Here is a 23,898-nt window from a genome sequence, read left to right on the forward strand (position 1 = left end):
ATAAAAACAGGCTCTCTTCCTTATGTTAAATGCCACAATGAAACCCTTGCTGTCAAACAAAAGCTATATACATATCCGCAAGCCGGGTTTTCCTGTCAAAATGCGGGATCTCTTTTACTATTTTCTCACAATCCTCAAGGCTCATTCCTCCTTTAGGTTCCCCCCAGTACCAAAGTTTAGGGGTATTCTGTTTTTTACTTGTTGACTCCATAATTCTCGTTGTTTTTATCGTAAGACAGGAAACGCTCAAATACCCCTATCCTCAAAATATATAAAAGATTAAAATAATGTGAATTTATATCCAACCGACAACCCCAATTTCAAATCCCGGTCATTGACACAATTCTGGAAATAGTTCACTCCCACATAAAATCTTTTTACCTCTATACCGGCCGCCGCCGTAGCTCCCAGATTCCAATATTCACCACTACCGGTGTAAGCACCCGCATTTAATCGGAGATTCACTTTATCGCTCAACGGAATATGAAAAGAAGCATACACGGGTACAAAAAAATCAATATTCCAATCATCTCCATATGAAAACGAATTCCCTGCGGTATGCAGCAACAATCCCGTTTGTATAGAAAACAACCGTGATTGTGGAAAGTTTATATACGCCCCCGTCTGAAGCCCCCATCCATCTCCTCCTAGTATTCCGGTACGAGCTTCTATATCAGCGGCCTGCGATCGACCAAAAGATAAAAGCAATATTAACAGAACAAACAACTTCTTCATTACTTACAAGGTATTAATATTAATATTTAGATTGAATAAAAGTTCGACATATCATGATATAGAACTCCCATTCAATCTAAATATTGCTTCTATATCATTATTCGGCTCCAAGTTAGTGTATTCCGAATATAGCGTCTTTTATGACGATCGAATCTTCCGAATTCTCTATATTATATAAAATACCTTCCATCTTCCCTTCAATATAAGGGGTACCACTTCCCTCATGAAAACGAATACTATCCACTTGTATCCGAAATGAAGATTTCAGTGGATGATACACTATTTTAGCGTCATCTTTCGTGATCCTAACAGTAGATTCTATCTCTTCATTCAATAATTTACCCTTATCGATCAGATATTCTCCTTCTCTCAATGGAATCAATGAGATCCTCAGCATAGGATAAGGATAGTCAGAGATATGCACTCCTAATGGTATCTCCCAATAGAAACCGCTTAAATCGGTATTTACCTCCTGCCAAAAATTTCCATGATCAATGAAAGAATGAGAGTTCGACTGATTAGCTATAGAAATATCTTGACTATTCACCTTTCCTTCAAAGTACCCCAAATAGTAAGGAGTTTCTTCAAAAGAAGTATCCTCATCCTTGTCACAAGAAACGAATGAGAATAGTAAAAGAATGAATAAAGAAAAGATGAAACCTGCCATCATTCCTTTTTTAGCTTCATCCCAGTAAAGCATAGAGATATTCCGTTTTTCAGTTGTTGATTCCATAATGACTATTGTTTTCTTATAAGACAGGAAACCATCAAATACCCCTATCCTCAATGTATATAAAAGATCACAATAAAGTAAACCGTATTTTATTATTTCTATTTTACACAAAAAGACATTAATTATATTTTTACATATAGCCTATTACAATATATTCACTACATTTGAAATATTAATCAACATAAAATATAAGCCATGCAAAAATCATCATTTAATAAACTTAGCATTTTACTATTTATTATAGTAATTCTATCTTCTTGTAATAAAGATAATGGCATAGAAGAGATTAGTGAATCATATATTGAAATAAAAGTGCTTAGAATTAGCAAAGATAACACAAAAACACCTATTTATAATGCAATAGCATACATTTATTATGATATAGCACCTATTGATCTCGCAAATTACACAGATAAAGGGAATGGTATATACTCTAATGGTAAAAATACAATTATACCTAATCAAGTAAAAAGAACAAATATAGATGGCTATCTAGAAATAAAACCAGAAGAAACTATTCATTCTATTACAGTTTTCATCCATGACACTAATAGTAATATGATTTCTCACTCATATTGGTCAAACCGTCAAAATCAAATAAAAGAAACTATTACATTTTATTACTAATTATATTTAAGATATGAAGTAAATAGTTATTTATAAACTATTTACTTCATATTTAGCTTATTCATATAAGCATATCCATTAATACATTTTCAAAGGAGCCAACTCTATTTTATAATAACCATTATAATATTTACTATTTAATGGAATTGAATATGCCGTATCTCTACGTCCTGCATATTCAATCCAATCACCAGAAAGAACAACAGGATCATAAAAATTAACAATAACATCCCCCAATTCATCATTACCCAATGTAAATGTTTTTTCAAATGTAGTCGTAATTGTCTTTTTCGCACTTGCACCAAATTTCAATCCTACTTTTTCAAAAACTCCTTTTACAGGATTAAGTTCAAAATTTCCTGCAAATTCAGCAGTAGTTTGGCTAAGCGTCCTTTGAGTTTCTGTACCATCAATTTCTTCTATAGAAATTTTTATTACACAACTAAAATTTTCTATATTCCATTCAAACAGAGGTAAATCAAGAGGAACAACTAGGCATTCTTTTACACCATCAACTTTAGAATTACCTCCTCCTATATCTTTGTAAGATACTCTAAATAGATCTTCTGGTTTTACGCCAAAAGAAAAAGTTTGTTCTGTCCCTATAGGACTTTTTGTTCCAACATATACTTTAACTAAAAAATCAAATTTACCATCAGTCCAAGGAGTAGCTTTATAAGATTGCCTAGGATTAAATATTTGATCATAATCTAACTGTGCATCTCCTGTTTGATCTGATATCTTTTGGAAAGCTATATTTGGATCCCCTTTCATTTGGAAAGAATATAGTGTTTCTTTATAATCATAAACAAATACACCTTTATCTGAACCTGGAACCATATCATAATATATATAGTCCCTATGCCATCCATCCTTATTTTTATAAATATTATATGCATCAACTGATTTTTGTAATCTATCTTTCATACTTTTATTTACATTTCGAGATCTTAAAATGTTTTTTTGTTTCATATTATTAAAAGATTCTCCAAGAAAAGAATAAGTTATTCCCGATTTAGAAGAAAAAGTAAAATTAGTACTACTAAAATTACTTCTAGACAAATTACTATATTCATTCGCTACGATTCTTTCATTATCCTTTAATACAACAATAGGATACATAGGAATGAGATCTGATTTTATAATTTTTTCTTCCCCATCCTTATCATATATAGGAACATCGTTACTGATACAAGTTCTAACAGCAACAACTGGTATTTCTTTATCAGTATTCCAAAGAGCAGCAGAGAACGAATTCTTAGGTAATTCTGGAACAAAAATTGTTAGAGTAGGAAACTTTTCATTAATAGATAATAATTTATCCATTTCAATATATTTCCCTATATACTGTTCAAATGTAATATTATCTTCCAGCATCTCATCTTTTACTAATTGATAAAGAACATCATAATCATTATCAATCATTTTTAAAGCCTCGTTTTTAATCAAATTTCTAGCCATTAGGCTTTCATTAAAAACTTTTGATAATGCTTTAGCAAAATCTTTTTTCAAAACTAAGTCTTTATTCATTAGAAGAGAATCATGAATAGAAATTTCTATATTATTTGTAGATAATATATCATTTCTTTCCATCACTAAATCATCATTACAAGATGATATAAAAACTAAGCAAATAAATAATAAATACACCTTTTTCATAATACTACTTTTTAAAAGGTAAAACAATAGAAAATTATATTTTTACTCCTATATCATTTACAAATACAAAAGTTTAAATTTAAAAATCCCCAAATACATGATTATAATCATTCATTATATGTAATACTCCTTTTTCTTGATCTCTTACTTTTAGAGGTATTACTAAATATGGCATAGTACTCGTTTGTACCTTTTCATTATAGATCACTTCTCCCGTAGAACTAGTGACGATAACACATACATCACCAAGATCCTCGTGAAAGTTTACTATCAGTTCTCTATTAGCCTCCTCAATCGATGCATCCATTGGCAAACCTATTGGAATGGATTTTTTCTTATGTTCCCATTTACCATGTAGATCTATAGGCTTACCCCAGCATGGCATAGCCCATAATAAAGCTATTGCCGCTAATAACAATTTAAGCTGTCTCATTTCGTTTTTATTTTTTCAACGTAAAGATCAAGCCTATAGAAGAAACAAGCAAATATAACGCTAAATAATAAGCGACAAACGAAATTCATAATCAACTAATATTTAATTGATTATAAATCAACTAGCAGGACAAAGGGTAAAGCCAATATTAATAGAAGCTATTGTTTATCAATCTATTGTACACTATTAATAAGATAAGCACATAAATCAAGCTCTTTCGCTATGATTCCCAGCCTTTGGCGTACACGCTGCCGACGCTTGTTTACCGAATCCGGCTGGATATGTAACAGGATAGATTCACCTATCGAATCCAAACCCAACAAGCTCAAATAACAATAACGCAATTCGGCGGCAGATAAATTAAACGCAGCGAGTCGATCCGCTAAAAAAGGATAAACCTCATTCACTTGCGTAATAATATTTTGCCAGTCTTTTTCTGATAGTGGAGATTTGGTAGCTCCCGGTACTACTTTTTGGGATAGCTTGATTACTTTCTTGGCTATAGCGGATGATAAGAATAGATCCTTACGCCGTTCCGCTATCCGAAGGACGAGGGTTTCCTCTTCTTTTTTTATTTGTTCATATTCTTTCTCCAGTTTCTCTCTTGAATCAAGTTCATTCAGTTTTTCATTTTTTTCAGACAATTGAATAGATAAAGCCTCTAATCTATCTTGTTTGTTACGTAAATTATCCCGTAGTCTGAATAATTCATTACTCTTATTCGACAAATCGATTTCCTGCTTAAGAAGTCTTTTATTTTTTCTATCAATTCGTATTTGAAAGACCCATAATAATATTAAAAGAATAGATACAGATATTACCCAATAGATAAAATACTTTTGTTTATCCGATTTTAATCGCATATTTTCCAATGATATTTTTAAATGCTCATATTCCTTTTCTATTTTTATTATGTTTTCCCTATTTCGTATCGTCAAGATCGAATCTGAGGCACTGTTATATTCATCCAAGTAAAACCAAGCCTTTTCCCAATTACCCTCCGCTTTCTCTAACAAAGAATAACCATAAAGTACCGAAAAACGGGTCATATCATTAAAACTAGGTACACTTGCTTTCTCCAAACAAATACGTGCATTCTTAAAATCGCCTTCTTCTATATATATACCAGCCAATGTCCTGTAACTTGGTGCGTCATCAAAATCTGACATATTGACATTTTTCCACAAATACAATTTAGCTAACTCTTTATTACCTAACATATTATAAATATTTCCTATTCCATTATATATAGTCCCTATATCAGAAGAGTCACCTACTTCAACTATAATAGTATCCGCTTTCAACAAAAAAATTAACGCTATATCCAAAGAATCCGAAAACGCATACATTCTTCCCACATCCCGCAAGGCGAAAGCCGAACTTCGCATATTACCCGCTTTTCGAAAATAAGATTCCGCTTCCTTATATTTGTCCTTTCCTAACAGATAATTACCCTCGAAATCATACAGATCTCCCATATAGCTACAAATATATCCGGCTTGATTATAGTCTTCACTGCGTAAAGCGATATCCAAAGCTTGCAAATAAACCTTCATCGCTTTCTCGTTCTCTTTATCTTCCACATACGAACGCCCCAAATACAAACCAATCTTCGCTTGTTCTTGCTTTGTCCCGTGTGACTTATAATAGGCTTGCGCACGTAGCAATTGTTGTACATAGGGCAGATCCGTATATAACGTGTCCGCCACTTTACCGGATAGCATACACCAACGAGCCAATAATTTATCACTCAAATTATCGGGCACGGCTATGCTATCCAATAGGATATGGGAACTATCCGGATCGGATTTCAACAAGGATTCCGCACGATCGATTAGGTATATGGCATCGCTCTCATCTCGACAACCTATAAATGAGAGTGTGGATAATAGCGATATCAAAATAAGCAAATGCCTCATTGGTTCCTATCTTTAGATTCTATGCGCAAGATAGGCATATTTTTCATCAAACCTTAAAGAATAATTGATTATTAGGCTTATTGTATAAAATTCTTATCGCTTGGATATCTCCATCATCTTTTTGGAAAAACACGTACGTGTTTTCATAAATTCTCGTACGTGTTTCCGAAAAAAGACGTACGTGTTTTTCCGAAAACATGTACATGTTTTTATACATCTGATTTTCAATATACTAAAAACAGTATTCCCAAAGGCAGGGATATTGTAGGAAATTCCATTATCTTTGGACTTTCATTGGTAACTTTTTAATCTACTATCAATATGGCACAACAATCCGGAAGATTGCTATCCCTCGACGTGATGAGGGGAATTACGATCGCAGGGATGATTTTGGTAAACAACCCCGGGTCATGGAAGTATGTATATACGCCTTTAGAGCATGCGCGTTGGAACGGCCTCACTCCCACCGATTTGGTATTTCCGTTCTTTATGTTCATCATGGGGGTCTCCATGTTTTTCTCGCTTCGGAAATATAACTTCAAGCTGTCGAAAGAAAGCGTGACGAAAGTATTGAGACGCACGGTATTGATATTCCTCGTGGGATTAGGGCTGAATCTGTTCGGGCATGTTTGCTACAATGGATTTACCGATTTCCAGAATTTACGTATCCTTGGGGTGATGCAAAGGTTGGCGCTGGCATACGGCTTCGGGTCGTTGATAGGATTAGCGATTAATCATAAGTATATTTTGCAGGTAGCCGCTGGTATATTGATATTTTACTGGGCATTACTAGGTTTCACGCATAGTATGGAAATGTCGGAGGATAGCATTATAGCGATCGTGGACAGAACTTTATTCGGTACATCGCATATGTATCACGATGATATGGCAGATGGTACACGGATCGCCTTTGATCCGGAAGGGCTCTTGAGCTGCATCGGTAGCATAGCGCATGTATTACTCGGTTTCTACGTAGGAAAGGTAATACAGGATTGTAAAAAGAACAATGAGTTGATTATCCGTAATATCTTCATTTTCGGTACGATTATTCTTTTTGCCGGTTTCTTGCTAAGCTATGGTTGCCCTATCAATAAAAAGATATGGAGTAGTACGTTCGTATTGGTTACTTGCGGATTCGCCTCCTTATTCCTCGCTTTATTAATCTGGATCATCGATATAAACGGGAAGAAGAAATGGACGTTATTCTTTGAGTCGTTCGGTATCAACCCCTTATATCTGTATGTACAAGGGGATATATTCGCCGTATTGCTGGAAATGAGCGGTATCTCCGCCTTTATGTATATGGATCTGTTCAGGCCGATATTCGGCGATTTCGGAGGCTCATTAGCATGGGCTATCTTCTTCGTGGTACTAAACTGGATACCGGGATATTTCTTGTATAAGAAGAAGATTTATATCAAGTTGTAAAAAGAAATGATCTATGCTCTGTATATAGAACAAAAAATCACTATATTTGCTCTATATACAAAGCATAAATACAAAAATCAAATTAATAATTTAACTATGGAAAATGAACTTCAAGTTATTGGAACGAAAGAAGTAGAGGAACGTATTATTGAGTTAAGAGGACAAAAAATACTACTAGATAGAGATGTAGCAGAATTATATAAAACAGAAACAAGGGATATAAACAAAGCCGTGAGAAATAATCCTGAAAAGTTCCCCAGTGGTTATTTTTTCACATTGAAACCCTCTGAGAAACAGTATGTGGTGGAAAATTTCCACCGGATGGAAAACTTAAAAAAATCAACAGTAGAACCTAAAGCTTTCACTGAAAAAGGACTTTATATGCTGGCTACTATATTAAAAAGTCCAAGAGCCACACAAACAACTATCGCTATAATAGATTCTTTCGTAAAACTACGTGAGCTTATCCGAAATGTAGATGCGATTCAAAATGAACCTGACCTAATAAAACAAAAAGGTATTGTGAAACGAACTGGCCAACTCTTATCTGATCTGTTGATAGATGATGCTGATACAACTGAAATGGAATCTACCATAGAGTTGAATCTTATGGCCGTAAAACTTAAACATACAGTAAAACGTATTAAAAATAACAATAAAACCGAAGATAAATCTGAAATTTAGAATTGCAAAAAAAATCCAACCACTCTCCTATTCATATCGGAGAATGGTTGGATTTTTTATAGGTATCAGCCTAGCTGACTAGTTCACGTTATAACCGGAGATAACCACCTTCGGGGTCTCGCCTCTCGTATCTACATCTTTCCAATGGATGTTGATCTCTTTCTTCTCGCCCGGAAGCAAGGAGAAATAGTTATCGCTATAGAAGACGGGGAGGAATTGCTCGCCATCCTTCTCGCCCACTACATTCACACGAATCATTAGAGCCGGGGTGGATGAAGTATTCTCTAAGGTAGCGATAACGGTCCAAGTACCGTCATTACCCTTATTGGTTGTCACGTTGGATTGTAAAGTAACCTTTGGCATCTCACGCAGAGCTTGGTAATTGCCTTCCTCTACGCCACGCAGATAGAAGTTATCCGATACGATCTTACCGTTCTCGGTCAACGTCAACTTGACGAAATGAGCGCTGGATACGCTAGCTGGGAAATCCAGTTTCATACATTTGTTGGTCGTATCTTCCTTACTATCCACGGAAACCTCGTTTTCCCATGAAATAGAACCGTCCATATTGATGATTTGAGCCTTTGCCGTCAAACCATTACGTACGCCGGCGCTATAGTTCACTACCTCGATCTCGTCCGTAACCGGATTCCATTGGATATGCAAAGGCTCGGAAGCTTTCTTACAGCCAAAATAAGCGGCGGTAGGCTCGAAATAATAGTCATAGGTCTGCCATACCATAGAAGGCCATGCCGGATGCGTCATCCACAGCAATAATCCCTTACGGTTCAAGCTTCTCGATTCGAACATACCCCGGTAACCATCATAGTTTACCCACTGAGCCAGATCGGCGAATTCCTTGGCGTTGTTCGGCTTGCCAAAGCCCTTTTCGATGATAGCGTTGAAAGAAGCGCAAGACTGGGCGCCTTCCATCGTATAATCGTGTTGTCCCCATTGAGCGTTTTGCGGCCAAAGCGCTTCCGGAGAGAAAGTACGAACCAAGCTCTCGTAATTCATCACGTTAGGCATACCCCGCTCACTATGGAACTTATCACTACCATTCTTCAAGCTAAAGTATTCTTTAACAGGAAGCGCACGGTACGGGCCATGGCCACTTACCACCTCATCCGCCGAGCTGGAGATATAATGTAAGCCCGGATGATCCTCTTTCACGATACGGCGTAAAGCCTTGTCGATCTGCTCCGGCGGGAAGCCCTCGTTGCGCCCGCAATAAATACCGATAGAGGCATGGTTACGGAAACGTTTCACATAATCCTCAGCATTAGCGATAAACATCTCCGGATCATAAGGATCGGGTCCGTCGGAAGGATTCGCCAACCAGAAATCTTGCCAGATCATGATACCATGACGGTCGCAAGCCTCATATAATTCTTTATCGCCAATCTGTCCTACCCAGTTACGCATCATCGTAAAGTTCATATCGGCATGGTAAGCCACGGCGATATCGTACTCACGACCCCGGTAATTCAGATTAGACTCACCAAATCCCCAGTTACCGCCACGGCCTATAAAACGACGACCATTGATAAAGAGACTCAAGATACTATTATTCTCATTGAAGGTCATTTGTCGGATACCTACCTTGAAATCCTCAGAGTCGGATACCTTATCACCTACCTTAAAGGTGAAATTAGCGTCGTATAAATAAGGAGATCCGTACCCTTTAGGCCACCACAAACGTGGATTCTGAACCTTCAATTGGCTAAAGGTATTCGGGTCGAAAGCAACGCTCTTCTCCTCGTTGGCGGCCAATTCCACCGGTTGCTCGAAAGTGATATCACCGATCTTTCCTGTCAATATACCCTTCACGGGAGCGGCATCATGGTTCTTCACGATCACTTCCGGAGTCAAGGTAGCGGAAGTCGTATCCGGCAACGGTAATACAACCTGTACGAACGGGTCTTGAATCGTTACCTTGCCTGTAGAAGTCAAGTACACATCATCCCAAATACCGATATTACGACCACGGATCGTCGAGATCCAATCCCAACCGATCGAAGCGTGGAAGGTCGGGTTATCAGCGCCTAAGATACCACCGTTGAAATCCGTATTCTTCTCACATTTCTCCTTGATAGCTCCGATATGCTCATTCTTGATGATCTCCACCGCGACAACGTTCTTACCCGGTACGACCCTGTCTGTAACGTCAAATACACCCCGGATAAACGCTCCCTCGATACGGCCGATCTTGTTACCGTTTAAATATACATTCGCTTTCCAGTTGATACCATCGAAATTCAAGAACAAACGATCTTGCTTGAATCCTTCGGGTACCTCAAACTCATCCCTATACCAGAAATTAGAGTTGAAGAATGACTCGGATATCTGCATCAAGTTATCCGCGTAATTCGGATTCGGGATAGCTCCGATATTCTTATAACTGCTCAATACCGTTCCCGGTACGGTCGCCACGATCCAATTTTCCGGAGAGAAAGAAGGTTTCGATATTTCCTCACCAGAAGCGGTTACCTCGGAAGCTCGTTGTACTTTCCAGTTTCCACCCGATAAACGGATCTCGTCTTTTGTAGAAGCCGGAGCAGCAGCCGGTTGGGCAAGCAAGCCACCTTTACCCATCACCTCTATCTCGCTTAAGATATAGCGTCCGTCATTAGCCGGTTGCTCCATCCATACCCGTACGTAGCGGCCCTTTCCTTTTAGCTTGATCTCATCCAGATTAGCATCTCCACCCGGAAGATTCGCTATGTCAACCCATTGTTTCGCGTCGTCGGAAACTTGAATCTTACCCTTGATCGCTTTATTGATCCAATGTAATTTTACTTTGTCGAATTCGGATTGGCTACCCAAGTCTACATAGACCCACTCCTCTCCTGTCGTGGCACTCATCCAAGCGCTATTAAAGAATTTGGAAGGAAGCAAATCTATCAACTTATCTTGGTTATAGAAATTCATCTCGAAGAATGCCCAATAAGCGGCACCTTCCATTTTCAATCGCATCCGATAATAAGCATATTCACCCGGTTGATCGAATGTCAAAGTCTCATTCAACATACGGGTGGGCAACGTACCCGGATCCCAGCTATTCTTATTCGGGTCCGAATGGGCCTTATACTTGCTGGCCTTACCCGGCATACCTTTACCCTTTAAGGCAGCCAATTCCGTCCAAGTATTTCCATCATTCGATCCCTCGCAAACAATCTCATATCCATCCTTAATCTTATTCTCGTCATAAGCCACGCTGCCACGAAATTGTACCTTGTCGGCTTTCTCTTTCCAGTTATTCAGCGTGAACAGGAAATAGGCATCCTCGCCTGTAACCGCATTACGAGAATAAGGACCTTGATCGATCATCCACTCACGCTCACGACGAGCGATATCCCCATTTTGCGTGGAGAGATCGAGATACTGAGGCTGTTTATCGCTAATAACACCATCCGTCACCAGTTGAGCCGTTAGATTGTAATCATAACTGGAGGAGTTGTAAGCGCTACGCAAAAGAGCTATGTTACGATACGTGGAATAATCCGGACGTAATGAAGGAGAAAAATCCTCCCCCGGATCTCCCGGATACGAACCGATACCTCTGGTATAATAATCCGACCGATCGAAAGATTCCGCCGGAACACCGCTCTGCCCACATCCCCCTAGCAATGCTGAGACCGCTACCGCTCCACAAAGCGTCAAGAGTCGAGGCAATTTTTTCTTTTTACTGAATGTTCTCATACTACTTATTGTGTTTCTCTAAATTAGTTAGTTTAATAAGATACCGTCACGTCAAAACCCTCCTTCCGGGCCCGTTCCGCAATCGCATCTAATTCTTCTTTAGTAGCTTTTTTCAAAGCTTTAACCGGGGTCTCCCTGTCTATCGTATAAATCATGACTTGTTTCGGACGGATTTGTTTTAAGGCGGAAATCCAGCCCGCTATCTCCTCTTCTGTCATATTATTAACCGATTTCCCATTCACTTCCCCCTTCAAGAACATGGTCTGTATAATCAAGTTTCCGTTAAAACGACATAATTGTTTTAATAAAGACTCGAAATTAAACGCCGGAGAATTAGGTACATCTATCTGCCGAATCCGACTGTCTAATACAGAATCCAGTTTCAATATGTTATCCTCTATTTTATTCAAGGCTTGAAAGACTTCCTCTTTATGGAGCATCGTAGAGTTAGAAAGTACGGCGATTTTAGCGTCAGGGAAAAACCGATCCCGGATAGCGACCGTATCATCAATGATTCCACCGAATTCCGGGTGTATCGTAGGCTCTCCGTTTCCGGCAAACGTAATTACATCCGGAGCGATCCCTTCCGCTTTCATGGAACTTAGTTTTTGCTCTAAGGCTTCCCTCACTTCCGTACGAGTAGGCAGTTTACTATGGGTCCTATGATTCTCATTCAATCCACATTCGCAATAAATGCAATTAAAAGAGCATAATTTCCCGTCTGTAGGAAGTAAATTCATCCCTAAAGAGACACCTAGGCGCCGACTATGTATCGGGCCAAATACAATTTTATCAAAAAGAATTGTAGACATAGCGCTGTTTGTTTTTACCCACGCAAATCTACTCTAAAATTTCCAGCGAAGCAAAGCATAAAGATCTGTTTTATCAGAACCGCTTATCTCCTCCGTATCAGTACCTATCAAATCCCTGTCCCAATAATGGGTGTGAGCCAGTTTCGCGGATAAGGATAAACGTTTCCAAATATCCAGACGAAAGGTAAGGGCAAACCGCATCCCATCCCCATAAAAAGAGGGCATATTAAAGGCATACAATATATTCTTCTCATACGAACTGACCCGGCTATTGTAATCATCCGTATGAAACCACGCTAGATAACCATCCATTTGAAGAGGTAGGGTAGTGGGCTTCCAGCCTATACTTTGGGATATCATAATTCCTTTATTAAGTTTCTTTATAGGATCATCGAATAGAATACCATCTAAGGAAGTCTTAAAAATAAAAGGAGAAGAAAAGTTATAAACCTGTTGAAAACGAATACGATGTTGTTTATAAGAATTGATTCTCAATAAATTATCATTTTCAAAAGTTCCATTCTTTTCTTTTTGCCGGTATTTATAACGAAGATAAGCTGAATAGTTTCTACTAGGGGTATAATCTATCTGAGCCATATATTCCTGTCCTCCGGAAGGAGCGTCTATCCCGTATTTCAACCAAGGAAAACGGAATAAGTCCGCATAAACGGATAATTTCCAGCGGGCGATCGGGGTTAATTGCAATCCCATATAAACCCCTTGCTCGTTTTGAACCGTAGAGCCTTGCGAGAAAGCATTTCCAAACAAAGCTTGATAACGGCGGTCGTAATAACGGTATAATACCAAGAAAGATATATAAGAAGCGGGTGTTAACTGCAAGGCATTCAAGGTAGAAATAGCTCCGTTTTTCGAAAGGGCAGTTTCGCCATAAAACTTAATACGGTTACTTTTCAACATATAGTCAACACCGATGTTGAAATTGTTGGAACCTCTGAAATAGAACAAATTATAAGGTTTTGGATCGGGGTCCATCTTAAACTTACCGAATGAATAGGAGAGAGCCGTTAAACCTACATGAAAATGAGATGTAGCATAGCGGATATTTCCTCCATATACCTGCATCGTTATCATTTTCCTCTTTTCCCAATCCCGTTGTAAACGATGAAGTCCATCCGTTTTTAATGAGGTGAATGTCAAGCTATCTACGGCCGCATCCATTTTCCGGTACGAATAGAAAACACTTATATCCAAGTTTTTAATCGTGATCGTACTAGCCACCCCTCGGAAGAAATCCTGTTCATTGGTTGAGAAGTGCCTACGGAAGCCATTTGTCCTTCGCTCCGCTTGAGCGACTACTGCCGTACGACTAGGAGAAAAGTCATTGCTAATCACCAGACCTTGTCCGAAAGACATCTTGTAATCCCCTATAGCCAAGCTTTTTAACCAGTTGATATCTTTTAGGAATAGATGTGCGGAATAAAAGTCATATCCTTTATGATATGCGTTCCAAAAAGGTTCGCCCGCATCTTTCTCGGCTACGAAGCCTGCTTGTAAACGATCCTCGAAAGTATAGGAATAACGTAAGGAGTGATAGAAAGGTTCTCCTCTATATTTACGATTTGGATATAACGAAAGTATGCTGTCCGTTTGTTCACCATATCCCTTTTTCTGTTGAAAACATTGATCATACCTGATTTGTAATTCATTACGACCATATTTCAACAGGTTCTTAACCGTAAGCAACCGTTTTTCAACAAGATTATCACCTATATAAACAAATGGAAGGAGAAGAGATATCGTCTGAAAATCGATATCCTCTATATTCTTCAACTCATAGATGCTAACCATATTTCCGTATCGTTTCCGGTAGGAAAGTAGCTGCTCGATTTGGCGATCGGATAGAAAAGGTAATCGCTTCAGTTGTTCTTCCGTCACGGCATTCAAATCAAAAGGATGCTCAGTTAAATAAGATAAATCGGCATACAAACTTTCGATACGCTCCGTATCCTCGGTTTCCAAGGCTAGTTCCTCTACATACTCCATCCACTTATCAACAGAATATTCTATTTGAGAATTAGCGTAATAACTATTTATCAACAGGATTATCGACAAGATTATAAACAATCGTTTCATAGCTAAGTATCATTTAAAAAGAGAATGATAAACCAAGACCGGTACTCATCCCTAAAATCGGATGGTAAATAGAGGCTACATCTATCGTAAAGCAAGAAAAGTTATAACCAATTCCTAAAGAGGGCAGGAGAGGAGCGGTCTGTATTCCGGCACGAATAAAAAAAGAATCGAAAGCGGTGTATTCAAGACCAAAGTTTCCAACAACTAGGTTTTCATTTTCCGTTCCTACACTTCCTGTAATTAACAGACTGTTTATAATCTCCCATTGAAAACTTATTTGAATTAAATAATAATTAAAATCTTCTATTTCAATATCTTTATCTCCTATAGAAACAGAAGGAAAATTCATTATTAACATTCCTATTAACAACTTATCAATAGAAGAGAAAGTGATTCCAATATCTGTTGACAGTCTGGATCTTGTATTTTCCAATAGATCAGTTTGCAAGAAACTATAGTGAACTCCAAGCCCTAACGCCCATTGATCCCCCAAGCGTTTTCCTCCCAGCACACGAACCATCATCTCCCTGTACTTATCAAACCCGAAAACAGAGATATCAACACCTGCGGATAATAGTTGATTCGGATAATAAAAACTACCGGACATCGTACCCAGTTCTTTCAACATGTACCGATTAAAGTATTCTAAGTGAATAGATTTTTTCTCTTTATCGACAATAAGGGCCGGATTGAATAAAATAGATTGCGTCGCCACATTCCCTCCCATTCCCACGCTACGAACATCCGGTAAACGTAAGTTATCAACACCATGTACATACAATGAAAATACCCCCGCAAACAGGGATAGCAATAGATATTTCATAGTTAAGATTTTGTATGGTTTCTACTTATTCTTCAAGTTTTTCTTATTATCCTTATTTATCCTACGCTGTACCTTTTTAATATCCTCATTAGGAGAAAGTTGTTCAGGCTTAATCCCCCTTTGCAATAACATATCACGTACAGCAGTATTGTTATCAATATGTTCTTTTTCAATAGGAGATTGTCCATATAGATCCTTCGCTTGCACATTTACGTTTGTCATTTCAGTCGCTAGGTCTTTAGCTTTTATACTTATAGTCGGTAAAAAATCAGCGATAGGTCTATTCGTGGGGACGTTCATTCTCTTTTTCAACATCTGTGTACTTAAATTGAATAAAGCTTGATCTCCCTTAGAACGAATAATCGCGAATCCTTTATTATCAATACCTCTTTCGTATAAGATTCCGGATAATTGTTTTTCAGTCTGACTTAATTTTTCTCTGGCCTTTAAGCGTTCACAATCCAATAGGCGTTGTTCAATCACCTCGGCCTTACGGGTTTGTACCGCAAAATAAGTCTGAGCGAAAGCTACTTGTGGTTTACGACTATCACCATTTTGTGCGATTAAATAGCATGCGTAGCGTGTTAATAAGATGTCATCTATTTGTTTTTCAACACCATAACCTATTGAAACCATTTTCCCGACGTCGGGAAAATGGTTTTGTACATCTTCTCCCGCATTCCGGCACGCTTCTTTGGCTTTCACCACTACATTATTGATAAAGTTATCCCATTTGGCATATCCTAATAGGGGTTGCAACTCTCTGGCACTCCAGCATTCTATGCCTTCTACCTCACATGAAATGGATTCGAATTTTCCGAATAGGGCGGTAATTTCTTCTTTCTTCATAGTTAATATATTCTTAAGTTGTTGTCAATTGCGCAAATGTAATGTTTTATATTCATTTAGCAAGTTATTAACAGATAAATGATGCTGAGAGTCACGCAGTATTTATATTTTCGCGGTATATGATACGAAAAGGGATATATTGTGTTTTGGCTCTACTTGTTCTCTGTAGCTTTAAAGGGATGGCGCAGGCGGTAAAGACAAATATTGTTCCGGAAGGTTATCAGAAAGCTCAACTGTATGAAGGTGATACAATGGCTGTCGTCAACCTTCGGGAAGTTTTTATATATCCTCAAGTTAAGTTTAAGAATAAGCGTGAACAAGCCAAGTACAATAAGTTGGTACGAGACGTAAAGCGTACTTTGCCCTATGCCAAAATGGTGTATGATACGTTGATAGAGACCTACGAATACATGGAAACCTTACCGAATGACAAGGCCCGCCAAGCCCACTTGAAACGGATGGAGAAAGAGTTGTTCGCCCAATATAAACCGGAACTAAAAAAATTATCCTTCTCGCAAGGCAAGCTACTTATCAAACTGATCGATAGGGAATGTAATCAATCCAGTTACAATTTACTGAAAGCCTATCTGGGAAGTTTCCGTGCGGGCTTTTGGAATTTCTTCGCAGGCATGTTCGGAGCCAGTCTGAAATCGGAATACGACCCGAAAGGTAAAGATGCCATGACCGAACGGGTCGTCGTATTGGTTGAGAATGGTTTAATCTGATAGTTGCTTGAAGAAATCCCAGATCACGATACCGGTAGTAACCGATACGTTCAAGGAATGCTTTGTACCGTATTGAGGTATTTCAATACATATATCACAGTTATCAACCACATTTTGTTGAACGCCTTTTACTTCGTTACCCATGACGATAGCGTATTTCTTTGTCTTGTCTAACTGCAAGTTATCTAACATGACACTACCTTCCGCTTGCTCTACGGCACATACCGTATATCCCTCTTGGCGCAGTTTATCAACAGCCTCCGGGGTATCCTTGAAATATTCCCAATCTACGGTTTCTTCCGCTCCTAAGGCGGTCTTATGGATCTCCGCGTTCGGAGGGCAAGCCGTAATACCACAAAGATAAATAGCCTCTACCCGGAAAGCATCGGAGGTACGAAACACGGAACCTACGTTGTTAAGACTTCTAATATGGTCTAAGACAACGATTAAAGGTATCTTCTTACTTTCCTTAAAAGCCTCGGGAGTCAGGCGGTTCAATTCGGTTACTTTTAATTTTCGCATAACAAATATCTTTGACCGCGAAAGTAGCGAATATCCGTGGATATGCCGTTGAAAAGCTATTAATAAGTAGTGGACATAAAATGAAAAATATTTCTTGCTTTATTCAAATACTTGTCCATACACCCCCCTTTCTTAAATTAGCAAATGAATAAGCCACTTATTTATTACGCGCTATCAACAGCCCTTATACACTATTGACAGCCTTGCTGGAGGATCTATTTTTTCACAATCAAGGTTATCAACAATAAACAACTAAATATTCATAAAGTCTATAACTATAAGAATTACAATCTATAGATAGACATCCATGCTGTTGGTATCCTTTTGATAAACCGTTCACAGACTTTAATAAGTCAATAACCAAAGATTGTAACAAAAATGTATTAACCATTTCAACAGCCTATCATATTCATCATATTTATTTTTAAAATTAAAGATTAATAAGAATATAATATAATGATTGTGGATAACTCTTGATGGTTCACGACAGCTCATCCATCGATGGCAAAGATAAGAATCTTTCTTGTTATTTCTATAAATGCAGAAAGTTTATACCTTTGTGCTTTGTGAACAATAGGTTGATAAACTAGATAAGATGAAGATTATCAGTAATACTTTCTGTGGATAATATTGTTTATATATAGTGAAAAGCCTATTGGAAGCAGTAGAAACAGGAATCATTAATATATAAGGCTATGTTGACAAACCAATCAATCGGGTACATGGATGCGCCCGTTCCTAAGGATTTAGACCTTAAGGAAGCGATCGACAAGTTACGTAAAGAGAAGAATGCGATTATTTTGGCGCATTACTATCAAACAGGCGATATACAAGATATAGCGGACTATGTGGGAGACAGTCTGGCCTTGGCACAATGGGCGGCTAAGACGAAGGCGGATATCATCGTGCTTTGTGGGGTTCACTTTATGGGAGAGACGGCGAAGATCCTCTGTCCGGATAAGAAAGTGCTGGTACCGGACTTGAATGCCGGTTGTTCCTTGGCGGATAGTTGTCCGGCTCCGGAGTTCGCCGAGTTCGTCAAGCAACATCCCGGTCATACGGTAATCTCTTACGTGAATACGACCGCCGCCGTGAAAGCGGTCACGGATGTGGTGGTTACTTCCACGAACGCCCGCCAGATCGTGGAGAGCTTCCCGGAAGGTACACCGATGATTTTCGGTCCGGATCGTAACTTAGGTAATTATATCAATAGCATCACGGGACGTAATATGTTGCTTTGGGATGGCGCTTGCCACGTGCATGAGCAATTCTCATTGGAGAAGATCTTATCTTTGAAGAAACAGTACCCGAATGCGGAAGTGATCACCCATCCGGAATGCAAGCAGCCGGTTATACAGGTCTCAGACTTCGTAGGATCGACCGCGGCTTTGCTGAAGCATACCATTAAGTCCGACGCGAAACAATTCATTGTAGCGACGGAAAGTGGCGTTATTCACGAGATGCGCAAGCAGAGTCCGGATAAGGAATTCATCCCGGCTCCTCCGAACGACAGTACTTGCGCTTGCAACGAATGTAATTTCATGCGCTTGAACACGATGGAGAAGCTATATAATTGCTTGAAGTTCGAGATGCCGGAGATATTCGTGGACGAGGAGGTACAGAAGAAGGCCATCAAACCGATCAAGAAGATGTTGGAGATCTCTGAGAAGCTGGGGCTCTGATCCGGACAAATACGGGATAGGTCTCAACCGATAGGCCGGACTTGAGTGATATAAAAGCTAAGCCCGGTCTATTATATGTAAATAATCAAAATTATCTACAATATCTACAACTATCCTTATAATCATTTGAATTTAAAATATTTATCCTATTGTTGTAGATAGGAAAACATCTACAATAGTAAGTCTTTATCTACCATCATTTCCCGCTTTTAGTAAGTGTCTTTGCCATGCCGTCAAAGGAATTTTCTACACTCTACGTATATAATCAGTCCGTTTTTCTTCCTTTCTTTATATAGATAAAATATTAATATATAAGTATTTGTGGTTTTTTATGGTATAAAACAAAAGTTTTACACATAGAAAACATTTGTTTTCATAGAAGAAAACTAAAGTTTTGTACTGAAAAAACTTCTGTTTTCCCATATAGAAACTTTTGTTTCCCTAGGAAGAAACCATTTGCTTCGCTACTCGAACTCGGACGATCCCGGGAAAGAATATATCAAGAATGATCGCTATTAATTACCGTAACATTCTGAATTTAGTTACTTTTGCGTAGAAATCTAATTGTAATTCTCAATATCATGAAAAAGATAGGACTAATGTTGGCCTTATTATGGGTGATTTGTGCGCTCTCGTGGGCTTCTTCTCCGGATGCCCGTATTAAGGGGCAGTTAATAGATGCCTCTACGAATCAAGTGATTAATTATGCGGATATCTTTCTGTTTACGATGGGAAGTGAAAAACCTTTGCAACAGACTTTTCCGGACGATCAAGGACGTTTCTCGTTTACTAAGGTGGCTCCGGGTAATTATGTGGTCATGGTCCGTCTGATGGGATATGATGTGTTTACAAAGAATGATATCATCTTGGATGCCTCGTCTCCGGTGGATTTAGGTAAGTTGATGATGAGTCCCTTAGAGGTAGGTATCGCCGAAGTGGAGGTAGTCGCCGAGAAACGCCAATTGGTTTATAAGCTGGATAAGAAAGTGGTCGAGGCCTCTTCCAATATGATGGGAGGAGGCGGTTCCGCCGTGGATATATTAGAGAATACGCCTTCCATACGGGTAGATGCGGAAGGCGATGTTACTTTTCGTGGAAGCAGCGGCTTTTTGGTTTACATAGATGGTAAACCGAGTGTCTTCTCGGGTACACAGGCTTTGGAGCAAGTCCCGGCCGGGCATATAGAGAATATAGAGATTATCACGACACCCTCCGCCAAGCATGATACGGAAGGCGACGTGGGTATCATTAATATTATCACGAAGAAGCATTCCCAGCGGGGATTGAGCGGGATGGTGAATCTCTCGGGAAGTACGTGGCTTTCCCGCCATGTCGATTTCTTGTTGGCACAGCAACATCAGCGTTCCCGTTGGTACATCGGCGGACAGTGGACAGACCGGTTGCGCAAGAGTGATTTCGACCAAGAGAAGATGACGGTGGTGGGCGATCAGACCACTACCTCGCATTCCGTCGGGCCTCGTACGGGAAACAGCTATCATTATACGATGAAAGGCGGTTGGAGCCTGAATCTTCCCAAGACAACCATCGCGTTGGATCTGGAGGGCGGCTATGGCGGAAATAAGCGTAAGGGAGAAATGAACTATAAGGAAACCCGTTCGGTAGCGGGCGGCTCTCCGGTGACGGAAGATTATCGAAGCATAGATGATTATGATAATGATGAGAATATAGGTTTGGGAAGTCTGGCGGTACAGCATAAGTTCAACGATAAGGGACACGAGCTTTCCGGTAGTGCTTATTACAAATATGGCGGCCATGCCTTGGAATATTTCTTTAACGACTTGATGTCCTTGGAAGGGCAACGCCAACAGGGGCACCGTGCTTATGAGGCCGAGCACCGGGAAACGATGCGTATCAATCTGGATTACGCCTTGCCTTTCGGAAAAGGAGGTAAGCTAGAGGCGGGTTACCAATATTATTCTTATCTGGAAGACGGCGATTACAATATGGAATGGTGGGACCCCAAGGGACAAACGTTCTTTTGGCGTGACGATATCTACAACACGTTTTATTTTCAAGAAGGGGTGAATTCTATCTATACGATTCTTTCCCATACGTGGAAGAATTTAGAGGCGCAAGCCGGCGTTCGGGGAGAGCATACGCATACGGTCTTGCGAAGTTCCGTGGAGGGAGCGGATCGTACGAAGAATCGTTTTGAGTTTTTCCCATCGGTGCATTTGGGCTATACGTTCCCGAATGAACATCGTTTGTTGGCTTCCTATTCCCGTCGTACCACACGTCCGCAGCTTTTCTATATGGAGCCTTATATCACGTATCGCGACTTTTATACGGCCGAGATCGGTAATCCGGATATACGTCCGGAGTACATCAACTCCTTTGAATTGAACTACCGGAAGAGTTTCGGGGAAAACACGGTATCCGCCACCGCCTTTCATCGGTATCGGAAGGATAAGATCGAGCGGTTGCGTGTTCCCTATTCAGCTGGTGTAACCTTGGATTCGATGGCGAATGTAGGACATGATTACTCGACGGGTATCGAGCTAAGCGTCAGCCTGCATCCGGTGCGCTGGTGGAATACCACGGTCAATGGAAACGTTTATCACTATAAGGTGAAGAACGAACAGGCCGCCGGTGGAAATACGACCTCTAGCACCAATTACGATATCCTATGGAATAACCTGTTTAATCTGGGGAAATACACACGTATCCAATTGGATGGTAGTTTTGTAGGCCCTTCCGTAACGACGCAGGGCCGTACGGACGCTTATTGGTACGCGAACGTAGCCGTCCGTCAGCAACTATGTAACCGAAAACTAACCGCCACCTTAGCTTTCCGGGATATTTTCCGTTCCGCCAAATATATCAGCGATATCCAAACGGCAGATTTACGCTCCCTGACACGTATCAAACCCAAATATCCACAAATCACGTTGACGTTGAGTTGGACATTTAATAGTTTCAAGGCTAAATCCACCCAAGCGAAAGAAGATCGCTCGGAGATGTTCGAGGGTATAAAGCATTAGTATTATATCTTCGCGGTTATTATGCTATTTAATTCGATTGAATATTTGATTTATTTGCCAATCGTATTTTTACTGTATTGGCTTGTCTTCGGAAAGCGACTGCGACTACAGAATTTATTTGTAGTCGTAGTTAGTTATCTTTTTTACGGGTGGTGGGATTACCGGTTCTTGGTATTGATAGCCCTTACCTCTTTCTGTAGTTGGCTGAGTGGGATAGGAATAGAGGAAGTACGTACGAGGGCAGGGAAGATACCTCGCTGGTTCGATAAAGGTATCGTGGCTGCGAATGTCATATTTAACTTACTGATACTCTCTTTCTTCAAGTATTACGACTTTTTTGTGGATAGTTTGATAGATGCTTTCTCTTATATAGGGATTTCATTGCACATTTCTACGCTTTCTCTCTTATTACCGGTCGGGATTAGTTTTTATACATTCCAAGCCTTAAGTTATACGATTGACGTGTATAGAGGTAAATTACCGGTAACAAGAGATATCGTTTCCTTTTTCGCATTTGTTAGTTTTTTCCCTCAGTTGGTGGCCGGTCCTATCGAACGGGCTACTAACCTGTTGATACAATTTGAGAGACCTCGCAGCTTCGAGTATAACGACGCTGTAGATGGGATACGACAAATGATGTGGGGGTTTTTCAATAAAATCCTGATAGCCGATAATTGTGCCTTGGTCGTAGATGACATATTCGGGAACTATGGAAATTACCCGGCTAGTACTTTGCTATTGGGAGCCGTTTTGTTCTCATTCCAGATTTATGGAGATTTTTCCGGATATTCAGATATCGCTATAGGTACAGCCAAGTTGTTTGGGATACAGTTGAGGCAAAATTTCCGGTATCCCTATTTTTCTTTAGATATAGCCGAGTTTTGGAGACGTTGGCATATCTCGTTGAATACTTGGTTCGTAGATTATGTATATATTCCCTTGGGAGGTAGCCATAATGGTTTCTTTAGACATATTCGGAATATCTTGATCATATTTTTCTTGAGCGGTCTTTGGCATGGAGCGAACTGGACATTTGTGGCTTGGGGTGTTTATCATGGTTTGCTATGTATAGCATTGTTGATACTAAAGAAATATGTAAAGATAAGGTTGATACCATCAAACGTTGTGTCTATGTTGGTTACATTTGGCTTCGTGGTGATCGGATGGATTCTATTTAGGGCTGAGAATATATCAATGGCATTCGATTATATATATGATCTGTTCTCCTCTTCTTTATTCCGTGTGCCTAAGGTAAGTGGGGCCAATAATGTTTCTGCTTTATTATCGCTTATTTTTATTGCTTGTATGCTGGTGGTCGAATGGATGAACCGGGAACGACCGTTTGGATTTGATATTAAGAAAATACGAAGTATATATATACGATATACTTTATATGCGATCCTCTTATTTTGTATATATTTCTTCGGAAATAACGCTTCTAGCTTTATTTATTTTCAATTCTAGCAAGT

At 39.4% G+C, this 23,898-nt stretch carries 19 protein-coding genes; 7 read left to right on the forward strand and 12 right to left on the reverse strand.

Features of this window, described 5'->3' with window-relative positions; genetic code table 11:
• Window positions 1–52: 52 nt before the first annotated feature.
• The 3 genes from NBH07_RS08750 to NBH07_RS08760 form a co-directional block, all read right to left on the reverse strand.
• Window positions 53–211 carry a hypothetical protein gene (locus NBH07_RS08750; RefSeq protein WP_005860331.1) on the reverse strand — a complete coding sequence of 53 codons (159 nt, stop codon included), beginning with the start codon at window positions 209–211 and terminating at the stop codon, window positions 53–55.
• Window positions 212–279: 68 nt separating this feature from the next.
• Window positions 280–735, reverse strand: coding sequence for a hypothetical protein (locus NBH07_RS08755; protein ID WP_005863718.1), 456 nt, complete (start codon window positions 733–735; stop codon window positions 280–282).
• Window positions 736–847: 112 nt separating this feature from the next.
• Window positions 848–1,435 (reverse strand): DUF5025 domain-containing protein, encoded by a 588-nt coding sequence (locus NBH07_RS08760; RefSeq protein ID WP_005860336.1) that lies wholly within the window; start codon window positions 1,433–1,435, stop codon window positions 848–850.
• A gap of 228 nt (window positions 1,436–1,663) precedes the next feature.
• Here NBH07_RS08760 and NBH07_RS08765 point away from each other — a divergent pair, with 228 nt between their 5' ends.
• Window positions 1,664–2,095 (forward strand): hypothetical protein, encoded by a 432-nt coding sequence (locus NBH07_RS08765; protein ID WP_005860338.1) that lies wholly within the window; start codon window positions 1,664–1,666, stop codon window positions 2,093–2,095.
• A 78-nt stretch (window positions 2,096–2,173) separates the two neighbouring features.
• Here the strand turns inward: NBH07_RS08765 and NBH07_RS08770 are convergent, their stop codons facing one another.
• The 3 genes from NBH07_RS08770 to NBH07_RS08780 form a co-directional block, all read right to left on the reverse strand.
• Window positions 2,174–3,754: a hypothetical protein gene (locus tag NBH07_RS08770; RefSeq protein WP_005860340.1), complete on the reverse strand. Its 1,581-nt coding sequence runs from the start codon at window positions 3,752–3,754 to the stop codon at window positions 2,174–2,176.
• A 79-nt stretch (window positions 3,755–3,833) separates the two neighbouring features.
• Window positions 3,834–4,187 carry a DUF3244 domain-containing protein gene (locus tag NBH07_RS08775; protein WP_005860342.1) on the reverse strand — a complete coding sequence of 118 codons (354 nt, stop codon included), beginning with the start codon at window positions 4,185–4,187 and terminating at the stop codon, window positions 3,834–3,836.
• A 173-nt stretch (window positions 4,188–4,360) separates the two neighbouring features.
• Complete coding sequence (locus NBH07_RS08780; protein WP_005860344.1) at window positions 4,361–6,106, reverse strand: hypothetical protein; 1,746 nt, start codon at window positions 6,104–6,106, stop codon at window positions 4,361–4,363.
• Between the two features lie 321 nt (window positions 6,107–6,427).
• Here NBH07_RS08780 and NBH07_RS08785 point away from each other — a divergent pair, with 321 nt between their 5' ends.
• Together NBH07_RS08785 and NBH07_RS08790 are read left to right on the forward strand one after the other, a co-directional pair.
• A complete protein-coding gene (locus NBH07_RS08785) occupies window positions 6,428–7,534 on the forward strand; it encodes an acyltransferase family protein (protein ID WP_156682760.1) in 1,107 nt (368 codons plus the stop codon).
• A gap of 6 nt (window positions 7,535–7,540) precedes the next feature.
• Complete coding sequence (locus tag NBH07_RS08790) at window positions 7,541–8,218, forward strand: ORF6N domain-containing protein (RefSeq protein WP_005860350.1); 678 nt, start codon at window positions 7,541–7,543, stop codon at window positions 8,216–8,218.
• Between the two features lie 78 nt (window positions 8,219–8,296).
• On the opposite strand, the gene NBH07_RS08795 is transcribed toward NBH07_RS08790, so the two are convergent.
• The 5 genes from NBH07_RS08795 to dinD are packed head-to-tail and all read right to left on the reverse strand — an operon-like array spanning window position 8,297 to window position 16,498.
• A complete protein-coding gene (locus NBH07_RS08795; protein ID WP_009016544.1) occupies window positions 8,297–11,920 on the reverse strand; it encodes a glycosyl hydrolase 2 galactose-binding domain-containing protein in 3,624 nt (1,207 codons plus the stop codon).
• Between the two features lie 32 nt (window positions 11,921–11,952).
• The gene (locus NBH07_RS08800) at window positions 11,953–12,732 is read right to left on the reverse strand and encodes a radical SAM protein (RefSeq protein ID WP_009016543.1); all 780 of its coding nucleotides are present in this window, start codon (window positions 12,730–12,732) and stop codon (window positions 11,953–11,955) included.
• 33 nt (window positions 12,733–12,765) lie between these two features.
• Complete coding sequence (locus NBH07_RS08805; protein WP_009016542.1) at window positions 12,766–14,826, reverse strand: ComEA family DNA-binding protein; 2,061 nt, start codon at window positions 14,824–14,826, stop codon at window positions 12,766–12,768.
• A gap of 13 nt (window positions 14,827–14,839) precedes the next feature.
• Complete coding sequence (locus NBH07_RS08810; RefSeq protein ID WP_009016541.1) at window positions 14,840–15,649, reverse strand: PorV/PorQ family protein; 810 nt, start codon at window positions 15,647–15,649, stop codon at window positions 14,840–14,842.
• 21 nt (window positions 15,650–15,670) lie between these two features.
• On the reverse strand, window positions 15,671–16,498 hold the full coding sequence (dinD, locus tag NBH07_RS08815; protein WP_005860360.1) for a DNA damage-inducible protein D: 828 nt from the start codon (window positions 16,496–16,498) through the stop codon (window positions 15,671–15,673).
• 119 nt (window positions 16,499–16,617) lie between these two features.
• Here dinD and NBH07_RS08820 point away from each other — a divergent pair, with 119 nt between their 5' ends.
• On the forward strand, window positions 16,618–17,223 hold the full coding sequence (locus NBH07_RS08820) for a DUF4294 domain-containing protein (RefSeq protein ID WP_008773191.1): 606 nt from the start codon (window positions 16,618–16,620) through the stop codon (window positions 17,221–17,223).
• Here NBH07_RS08820 and NBH07_RS08825 read toward each other — a convergent pair.
• On the reverse strand, window positions 17,215–17,745 hold the full coding sequence (locus tag NBH07_RS08825; RefSeq protein WP_005860365.1) for an RNA methyltransferase: 531 nt from the start codon (window positions 17,743–17,745) through the stop codon (window positions 17,215–17,217). The two genes, NBH07_RS08820 and NBH07_RS08825, sit on opposite strands and share 9 nt — an antisense overlap.
• Window positions 17,746–18,440: 695 nt before the next feature.
• Here NBH07_RS08825 and nadA point away from each other — a divergent pair.
• The 3 genes from nadA to NBH07_RS08840 all read left to right on the forward strand — a co-directional run bounded on the left by nadA (window position 18,441) and on the right by NBH07_RS08840 (window position 23,893).
• On the forward strand, window positions 18,441–19,427 hold the full coding sequence (gene nadA / locus NBH07_RS08830; RefSeq protein WP_008773192.1) for a quinolinate synthase NadA: 987 nt from the start codon (window positions 18,441–18,443) through the stop codon (window positions 19,425–19,427).
• Window positions 19,428–20,008: 581 nt separating this feature from the next.
• Complete coding sequence (locus NBH07_RS08835) at window positions 20,009–22,429, forward strand: TonB-dependent receptor (RefSeq protein ID WP_009275473.1); 2,421 nt, start codon at window positions 20,009–20,011, stop codon at window positions 22,427–22,429.
• A gap of 21 nt (window positions 22,430–22,450) precedes the next feature.
• The gene (locus tag NBH07_RS08840) at window positions 22,451–23,893 is read left to right on the forward strand and encodes an MBOAT family O-acyltransferase (protein WP_250833499.1); all 1,443 of its coding nucleotides are present in this window, start codon (window positions 22,451–22,453) and stop codon (window positions 23,891–23,893) included.
• Window positions 23,894–23,898: the final 5 nt, after the last annotated feature.

Source organism: Parabacteroides sp. B2-S-102, from assembly GCF_023656665.1.
Lineage (GTDB): Bacteria > Bacteroidota > Bacteroidia > Bacteroidales > Tannerellaceae > Parabacteroides > Parabacteroides distasonis.